This window comes from Streptomyces anandii JCM 4720 (assembly GCF_014650655.1).
In the GTDB taxonomy this organism is placed as follows: Bacteria; Actinomycetota; Actinomycetes; order Streptomycetales; family Streptomycetaceae; genus Streptomyces; species Streptomyces anandii.
On record NZ_BMVJ01000001.1, the window covers coordinates 274,112 to 282,258 of the forward strand.

The 8,147-nt window shown below is 74.5% G+C and carries 9 protein-coding genes; 6 read left to right on the top strand and 3 right to left on the bottom strand.

The window, feature by feature from the left end; translation table 11 throughout:
* Nucleotides 1–954: ABC transporter ATP-binding protein (locus IE249_RS01235; protein ID WP_189702867.1), on the bottom strand; the 954-nt coding region annotated here is incomplete at its 3' end.
* A 398-nt stretch (nt 955–1,352) separates the two neighbouring features.
* Between IE249_RS01235 and chsH3 the strand changes: the two genes are divergently transcribed.
* Genes chsH3 through IE249_RS01250 form a run of 3 tightly spaced genes read left to right on the top strand, consistent with a single transcriptional unit; the run spans nt 1,353 to nt 4,297 of the window.
* Entirely contained in the window at nt 1,353–2,210 is an 858-nt protein-coding gene (chsH3, locus tag IE249_RS01240) for an enoyl-CoA hydratase ChsH3 (protein WP_189702868.1), read from the top strand.
* A 31-nt stretch (nt 2,211–2,241) separates the two neighbouring features.
* The gene (locus IE249_RS01245) at nt 2,242–3,318 is read left to right on the top strand and encodes a Zn-dependent alcohol dehydrogenase (protein ID WP_189702869.1); all 1,077 of its coding nucleotides are present in this window, start codon (nt 2,242–2,244) and stop codon (nt 3,316–3,318) included.
* 34 nt (nt 3,319–3,352) lie between these two features.
* A complete protein-coding gene (locus IE249_RS01250) occupies nt 3,353–4,297 on the top strand; it encodes a 3-oxoacyl-ACP reductase (RefSeq protein WP_189702870.1) in 945 nt (314 codons plus the stop codon).
* A 74-nt stretch (nt 4,298–4,371) separates the two neighbouring features.
* Here the strand turns inward: IE249_RS01250 and IE249_RS01255 are convergent, their stop codons facing one another.
* Together IE249_RS01255 and IE249_RS01260 are read right to left on the bottom strand one after the other, a co-directional pair.
* Entirely contained in the window at nt 4,372–4,527 is a 156-nt protein-coding gene (locus tag IE249_RS01255; protein WP_189702871.1) for a hypothetical protein, read from the bottom strand.
* A 96-nt stretch (nt 4,528–4,623) separates the two neighbouring features.
* On the bottom strand, nt 4,624–6,084 hold the full coding sequence (locus IE249_RS01260; RefSeq protein ID WP_189702872.1) for a hypothetical protein: 1,461 nt from the start codon (nt 6,082–6,084) through the stop codon (nt 4,624–4,626).
* Nucleotides 6,085–6,281: 197 nt separating this feature from the next.
* Here IE249_RS01260 and IE249_RS01265 point away from each other — a divergent pair, with 197 nt between their 5' ends.
* The 3 genes from IE249_RS01265 to IE249_RS35815 form a co-directional block, all read left to right on the top strand.
* The gene (locus tag IE249_RS01265) at nt 6,282–7,139 is read left to right on the top strand and encodes a Nif3-like dinuclear metal center hexameric protein (protein ID WP_189702873.1); all 858 of its coding nucleotides are present in this window, start codon (nt 6,282–6,284) and stop codon (nt 7,137–7,139) included.
* Nucleotides 7,136–7,879, top strand: a complete 744-nt coding sequence (locus IE249_RS01270) for a zinc ribbon domain-containing protein (protein ID WP_189703211.1) — start codon at nt 7,136–7,138, stop codon at nt 7,877–7,879. Before IE249_RS01265 ends, IE249_RS01270 begins: the two co-directional genes overlap by 4 nt.
* Before the next feature lie 12 nt (nt 7,880–7,891).
* The coding region (locus IE249_RS35815) for a reverse transcriptase-like protein (protein WP_229857170.1) at nt 7,892–8,147 on the top strand (256 nt) is incomplete at its 3' end.

The window sequence follows — 8,147 nt, forward strand, 5'->3', positions numbered from 1 at the left end:
CTCGTCCGTCCCGCCGGATCCGTCCGTGGCGTTCGGCGCGCCGCCCGCCTCGGCGTCGGCCGCCGTCAGCGCCAGGAACGCGTCCTCCAGTGAGGCCGGGGCCACCTCCAGGTTCCGTATCGCCCCCATGCCGGCCAGCGCGACCACGGTCGCGTCGGAGTCGTCGGTGCGCAGCCGCGCCCGGTCCCCGCGCACCTCCACCGCGCGCACGCCCGGCAGCAGCTCCAGGCCCTCGCGGCCGCGCCCGGCCAGGTCGAAGGCGACCAGGCTCCCGCCGGCCGCCTGCCGCAGCCGCTCGCTCGTGCCGTCGGCGACGATCCGGCCCCGGTCGAGGACGAGGATCCGGTCGGCGTGGGCGTCCGCCTCCTCCAGGTAGTGCGTGGAGAACAGCACCGTGCGGCCACCGCGCGCATAGGCCCGCATCGACTCCCAGAACGCCCGCCGCGCCTCCACGTCCAGCGCGGCCGTCGGCTCGTCCAGCACCAGCAGCGCCGGATTCCCGGCCAGCGCGACCGCGAAGCGCACCCGCTGCGTCTGGCCGCCGGACAGCCGGTCCACGCGCCGTGCCGCGAGGTCCGTGATCCCGGCCAGCTCCAGCACCTGCCCGAGCGGCAGCGGATCGGGGTAACGCCCCGCCACGAAGCGGACCAGCTCGCGCACGGTGACCCGGGGCACCGCCCGCGCCTCCTGGAGCATCGCCCCGACCAGCCCGGCGCGCACCGCGCGCTCCGGCTCCCCGCCGAACAGCTCCACCGTGCCCGCGTCGGGTGCGTTCAGCCCGAGCAGCAGCGAGATCGCCGTCGACTTGCCGGCGCCGTTGCGGCCGAGCAGGGCCACCGTCTCGCCCCGCCGGATCCGCAGGTCGACGCCGTCCACGGCGCGCACCGCGCCATACGCCTTGACCGCCCCCGTGAAGGACACGGCACATCCCGTCTGTGTCTGTGTCTCCGTCATGAACACGACGCTACGGACCGGACGGCGCGTCCGGCAGATGCGCGTGTACGGACTTGGGCGGGACACGCGTACGCGACCCGGGCAGTACAAATGTCACCGCCCACCCGGGCGTCCGTGCCCTCGCCCACCCGGGCGTCCGTGCCGTCGCCGCCCGGCACCCGTGCCCTCGCCCGCCCGGCGCCCCTGTCGCCGCCGGTCCGCGCGGCCCCCGCTCACCTGACATGCCGTCAGGAGACTTCCCAACCCACGAGCGCTGGGCTATACAGAGGGCGCCGGACTGGAACGCGTTCTACCCTGATGGGCCCGCGGTCCGGTCCTGCCCATGGCGACCTCGGTGCGGCCGACGGTGCGGACGGCCCCACCGAGGTCTTGGCCCGCAGGCAGACCTCAGGAGACCCATGCCCATCGACGCAGCCAAGGCCCTCGCGGCCGGCCCCCGGACCGGCGAGATCTCGTGGACCGCGAGGGACGTCATGCTCTACCACCTCGGCATCGGCGCGGGCGTCCCCGCCACCGACCCCGACGAGCTGCGCTACACCCTGGAGACCCGGCTGCACGTCCTGCCGAGCTTCGCCACCGTCGCCGGCGCCGGCTCGCCCGGAGTGATCGGCGGCCTGTCCATGCCCGGCGTCGAGGTCGACCTCGCCCACGTACTGCACGGCGGCCAGTCGCTGACCGTGCACCGGCCCGTTCCCGCCCAGGGCACGGCGACCACGACGGCCCGCATCGCCGCCGTGTACGACAAGGGCACCGCGGCCGTGCTCGTCATGCGCACCGAGGCCGCCGACGCGGACGGCCCGCTGTGGACCAACGACGCGCAGATCTTCGTACGCGGGGAGGGCGGCTGGGGCGGCGACCGCGGTCCCTCCGCCCGGCTCCGGCCGCCCACCGGCGACCCGGACCGCACCCTCGAACGCGCCGTCCGCGAGGACCAGGCCCTGCTGTACCGCCTCAGCGGCGACTACAACCCGCTGCACGCCGACCCCGAGTTCGCCAAGACCGCCGGCTTCGACCGGCCGATCCTGCACGGCCTGTGCACCTACGGCATCACCCTCAAGGCGGTCGTCGACACCCTGCTCGGCGGCGACGTGACCCGCGTACGGTCCTACGCCACGCGCTTCGCCGGCGTGGTGTACCCCGGCGAGACCCTGCGCATCCGCCTGTGGCGTGAGGACGGTTCCGTACGCGCCGAGGTGAGCGCCGTCGAGCGCGAGGCCGCGCCGGTCCTCACCGACACCGTCGTCCAGCACTCCTGAGCCCGTCCACCCGCCCGAGGGGAGCCGCACCATGCGCGCAGCCGTACTGCACGAGACCGGCCAGGACAAACTGGAGGTCCTCGACGACGTCGAGGCGGTGGGCTTCGGCCCCGGCAAGGTGAGGATCCGGGTGCGCGCCACCGGGCTGTGCCACTCGGACCTGTCCGCGATGAGCGGGGTGCTGCCGCAGCCGGCGCCGTTCGTACCGGGGCACGAGGGCGCGGGCGAGATCGTCGAGGTGGGGGACGGCGTCGCTCATCTCAAGGCCGGTGACCGGGTGGTGGTGTGCTGGCTGCCGGCCTGCGGCGCCTGTCCCGCCTGCCGGCGCGGCCAGACCGAACTGTGCCTGGCCGGCTTCATGAACGCGGGCACCCCCAACTTCCGGCGCCCCGGCGGGGACGTGTTCGGCTTCGCCGGCACCGGCACCTTCGCCGAGGAGGTCGTCGTCGACGCCGGGTGCGCGGTGCCCGTCCCGGACGACGTGCCCTTCGACATCGCCGCCCTCATCGGCTGCGGGGTCACCACGGGCCTCGGCGCCGCCCTCAACACCGCCGACGTGACGCCCGGTTCGTCGGTCGCGGTCATCGGCTGCGGGGGAGTGGGCATCTCCGCGATCCAGGGCGCGCGGCTCAAGGGCGCCGCCGAGATCGTCGCCGTCGACCCGGTGGCCGGACGGCGCGAGGCCGCGCTCCGCTTCGGCGCCACCCGGGCCGTACCGCCCGGCGAACTGCCCGGCGCCAAGCAGGAGGTGACCGGCGGCGAGGGCTTCGACTACGTCTTCGAAGTGGTCGGGAAGTCCGCCACCGCCCGTACCGCCTACGAGAACACCCGGCGCGGCGGCACCCTCGTCGTGGTCGGCGCGGGCGCCATGGACGACTTCCTCCAGCTCAACATGTTCGAGCTGTTCTTCGACGAGAAGCGCATCCTGCCCTCGATGTACGGCGGCGGGGACGTGGTGCGCTCCTACGAGCGGACCGTCGCGCTGTGGCGGGCCGGCCGCGTCGACCTGGAGGGCCTGATCACCCACCGGGTTCCGCTGGCCGGCATCAACGAGGCGCTGGACCAGATGCGTTCGGGCACGGCACTGCGCACCTGCGTCGAGATCTGACACGTCCCGGGCACCCGGAGAGGGAAGGACACCGATGTCATCGCCACTGCCGCTGGAGGGCCGGGCCGCCGTCGTCACGGGCGCAGGCCGGGGACTCGGCCGCGCCGAGGCGCTCGAACTCGCCCGGCTCGGCGCCGCCGTCGTCGTCAACGACTACGGGCAGCCGGGCCGGGACGGCTCCGGCGCGGCGTCCGCCGGACCGGCCGAGGAGGTCGCCGCCGAGATCCGGGCGGAGGGCGGCCGGGCCGTCGCCCACACCGGCGACGTCGCCGACTTCGAGCAGGCCGGCGCCCTGGTGGCGGCGGCCGTCCAGGAGTTCGGCACGCTCGACATCCTGGTCAACAACGCGGGCATCCTGCGCGACCGCATGGTCTTCTCCATGTCGGAGGAGGAGTGGGACTCCGTGATCCGGGTCCACCTCAAGGGCCACTTCAACACCGTCCGCTTCGCCGCCGCACACTGGCGCGAGCGCTCCAAGGCGGCGGGCGGCCCGGTGTACGGGCGGATCGTGAACACCTCCTCGGAGGCGTTCCTCGCCGGCTCCGCCGGGCAGCCCAACTACGCGGCCGCCAAGGGCGGGATCGTCGGGCTGACCACCTCCACCGCGCTCGCACTGGCCAAGTACGGCGTGACGGCCAACGTGATCTGCCCGCGCGCCCGCACCCGGATGACCGAGGACGTCTTCGCCGGGTTCGCCCGCCCCGAGGACGGCCTCGACCCGCTCGCCCCCGAGCACGTCGCCCCCCTCGTCGGCTACCTGGCCTCGCCCGCCGCCGCACGGATCAACGGGCAACTGCTCGTCGTCCACGGAGGCATGGTCGCGGTGGTCGAACGCCCGCGGGTGGCGGCCAAGTTCGACAGCAAACAGGACACTTTCACGTACGACGAACTCGACGCCGTGCTCACCCCGCACTACGCCGGGCGTCCGCAGGGGGAGACGTTCGCGGCGGCGGAGGTGCTGGGACTGCGGCGCGGGTAGCGGACGTCGTGGACGCGGGACGGCCCCGCCCCCGGTGAAACGGGACGGGGCCGTCGCGGTCTCCCGCCGTGCCGTCAGGCCGCTGCTTCGGCCTCCTCGGCGGGCTTGCGGTGCCTGCCGCTGGGGACCGTCCGGTCCTCGTGGGAGGAGACCGGGCCGCGGTGCCTGCCGTGGCCCGTGCCCTGCTGGGCCTCGGCCTCACGCGGCTGGGTCGTACTGGCGTCGCTCATCGGAAGAATTCACCCCGTCAACATGATCTTTCGTACAGCCGGGCGAGTCTAACCGGCACACCTCGGGTCGAATCCAGGCGGCCACGCCAACCGGCACTACTTCGTTACAAGCCGTCCCAGCGGCGCCTTCTGGAGCGGAACGGGACGGGGCACGGAGGCTTCCCCGGGCTCCGGTTCCGGTGGTTCCGGAGGCGCCTCGGAGGTCAACGGGTGCGGTGCCGCGACCCTGTCCAGGGCCGCCGTGTCCAGGCCGGCGGCCGCCGTTTCCAGCCCCGCGGCCGTCCCCAATCCCGGCGCCGTCGTGAGCACGACCGTCGTCCGCCGCGCCGGCGCCACGCCCGGGACGGGAACCGCGCCAGGGACGGATACCGCGCCCGGGACGGGCATCGGGCTCGCGACGGGCATCGGGCTCGCGACGAGCACCGAGCCCGGAGCGGGCGTCACATCCGGGGCGGGCGTCACATCCGGGACGGGCGCCGCGTCCTCCCGCGACGGTGAGGGCGCCGTCCCCGGGTCAGCCTGCCGCCTCGGCGCGGTCCAGCGGGCCACCCCGCACGGCACCGCCCCGGTCGCGTACGGCAGTTGCAGCACACCCTCCTCCGTCCACGTCCCGGCCCCCGTCAACCACCCTTCGGGCGCGGGCAGATGACGTACCACGCGCTCGGCCGGCCGCCACACGCCGACCCAGCTGCCGAACGCCCCGTCGCAGCGCAGCGCCACCGCGCACTGCTCCGGCGTCAGCACCTGCCCCGGCTGGATCGCGAACGGCGTCGCCACGCACTCCGGCAGCCGCAGGCACTCCGGGAAGCGCACCGGAAGCGTGCTGCCCAGCACCCCCCAGCCCAGCCGGTGCTGCCCGGGCGAGGGCGCGTCCGAGCGGATCAGCAGCAGCCCGCTGTCGGGGTCGGCGCACAGCAGCCGGTCGTCGCTGCCGTCCGCGATCTGCAGCAGCGGCGACATCTCCCCGCCGCGCCCCAGGTCCAGTACGACCGTCCTGGTGCGCCCGCCGGTCTCCCGGTCCAGCGCCAGCAGCCGCCCGGCACGGTCCAGCCACACCCCGCCCGAGCAGCGCCCCGGCACCTCGGCCACGTACTCGGGCGCGTACTCCGGACCGTGGCCGCCGCCCGCCACCAGCCACACCACCGAGGAGCGCGCGCCCACCGCGAGCGCGTACGCCCGCTCGCCGCCGGGGGCCGGGGGCAGCAGCCGCAACCGGGTGTCCTCGGGGCACTCGATCCCGCCGAGCGGCAGCTCGCCGGTGCCCGGGCCGGTCGGGTACAGCAGCGAGAAGGTGTGCCGCCCGGCCACCGGCCGGTGGATGAGGACCCGGCCGTCGCCCATCGGCTGCACCTCCGTGCCCGGCTCCTCGGGCTGGTCGCCGGGCAGCGGCACCGCGTACGGTTCGGGCCCGTCGAGCGTCCAGCGCTCCGGAAACCAGGAGTCACCCCTGCGCGCGAGCCGGGCGGCGTAGGAGCCGTCCGCCGTGATCGCGCAGCCCGCCCGCGGCGGGCCGTCGCCCTCGTCGGCCGCCGAAGGTTCGACAACACAGACTGTCATCGTTCGGTCACCTCCGGTGAGGACGGTAGTTTTCGTACGCACAGACGGCGGACCGGCGGGCGGCGGCTTCACACATACGGGTGGCCCAGGAACGATTCGCCTGAGGAAACCGGGACGCTTGTGCTGGACGGCCGGGACCCGGGACGGCCGGACGGCACCGGTTCAGGCGGACCGAACACACAGGTAGCCTTGCACCCGTGCCCCGTCTGTCAGAAGTCATCGCCGCGCTGGAGAACCTCTGGCCCGCCCAGCGGGCCGAGTCCTGGGACGCGGTCGGCACCGTCGTGGGCGATCCCGGCCAGGAGGTCGGACGGGTCCTGTTCGCGGTCGACCCGGTGCAGGAGATCGTCGACGAGGCGGTGAAGCTGGGCGCCGGCCTGCTCGTCACCCACCACCCGCTCTACCTGCGTGGCACGACCACCGTCGCGGCCTCCACCTTCAAGGGCCGCGTGGTGCACACCCTGATCAAGAACGACATCGCGCTGCACGTGGCCCACACCAACGCCGACACCGCCGACCCGGGGGTCTCCGACGCCCTGGCCGGCGCCCTCGACCTCAGGGTCGTACGGCCCCTCGTGCCGGACGCCACCGACCCGGAGGGCCGCCGGGGCCTCGGCCGGGTCTGCGAACTGGACCACCCGCTGACCGTCCGCGAGCTCGCCGAGCGCGCCGCGCGGTGCCTGCCCGCCACCGCGCAGGGCATCCGGGTGGCCGGCGACCCGGAGGCGGTCGTGCGCACCGTCGCGGTCAGCGGCGGCAGCGGGGACAGCCTCTTCGACGCCGTACGGGCCGCCGGCGCCGACGCCTTCCTGACCGCGGACCTGCGCCACCATCCGGCCTCAGAGGCCCGCGCCCACAGTCCTCTCGCGCTGCTCGACGCGGCGCACTGGGCCACCGAGTGGCCCTGGTGCGAGCTGGCCGCCGCCCAGCTCGACGAGATCTCCGACCGGAACGGATGGGACCTCAGGGTCCATGTCTCCAAGACGGTCACCGACCCTTGGACCGCCCACGCGGCGTCCACCGCCACCACTAGCCCCTCGGGAGCCCCCAACTGAACGCCGCGCCCGCCGACCAGATCCGACTCCTCGACGTTCAGGCCCTCGACGTCCGCCTGCAGCAGCTCGCGCACAAGCGGCGGTCGCTGCCCGAGCACGCCGAGATCGAGTCGCTGACCAAGGACCTCACGCAGCTGCGCGACCTGCTGGTGGCCGCGCAGACCGAGGAGAGCGACACCGCCCGCGAGCAGACCAAGGCCGAGCAGGACGTGGACCAGGTGCGCCAGCGCGCCGTCCGCGACCAGCAGCGCCTGGACTCCGGCGCGGTCACCTCGCCCAAGGACCTCTCCAACCTCCAGCACGAGATCGCCTCCCTCGCCAAGCGGCAGGCCGACCTCGAGGACGTCGTCCTGGAGGTCATGGAGCGCCGCGAGTCCGCCCAGGAGCGGGTCGCCGAGCTGACCGGGCGCGTCGCCTCCGTCCAGTCGAAGATCGACGACGCGACCGGGCGCCGCGACGCCGCCTTCGAGGAGCTCGACGGCGAGGCGTCCTCCGTGACCAAGGAGCGCGAGGTCATCGCCGGTTCCGTACCGGCCGACCTGCTCAAGCTGTACGACAGGCTGCGCGAGCAGCAGGGCGGCATCGGCGCGGCCAAGCTGTACCAGCGCACCTGCCAGGGCTGCCGCCAGGAGCTCGCCATCACCGAGCTGAGCGAGATCCGCGCGGCCGCGCCCGACACGGTCGTACGCTGCGAGAACTGCCGCCGCATCCTGGTGCGCACCGCCGAGTCCGGCCTGTAAGGGGCCCACGCAGTGCGGGAGTTCATCGTCGAGGCGGACGGCGGTTCCCGGGGCAACCCGGGGCCCGCGGGCTACGGCGCGGTCGTGCTCGACGCCGCCACGGGCGAGCCGCTGACCGAGGCCGCGGAGTACCTGGGCGTGGTCACGAACAACGTGGCCGAGTACCGGGGCCTGCTGGCCGGCCTGCGCGCCGCGCACGCCCTCGACCCCGGGGCCGCGGTCCACGTCCGGATGGACTCCAAGCTCGTCGTCGAGCAGATGTCGGGCC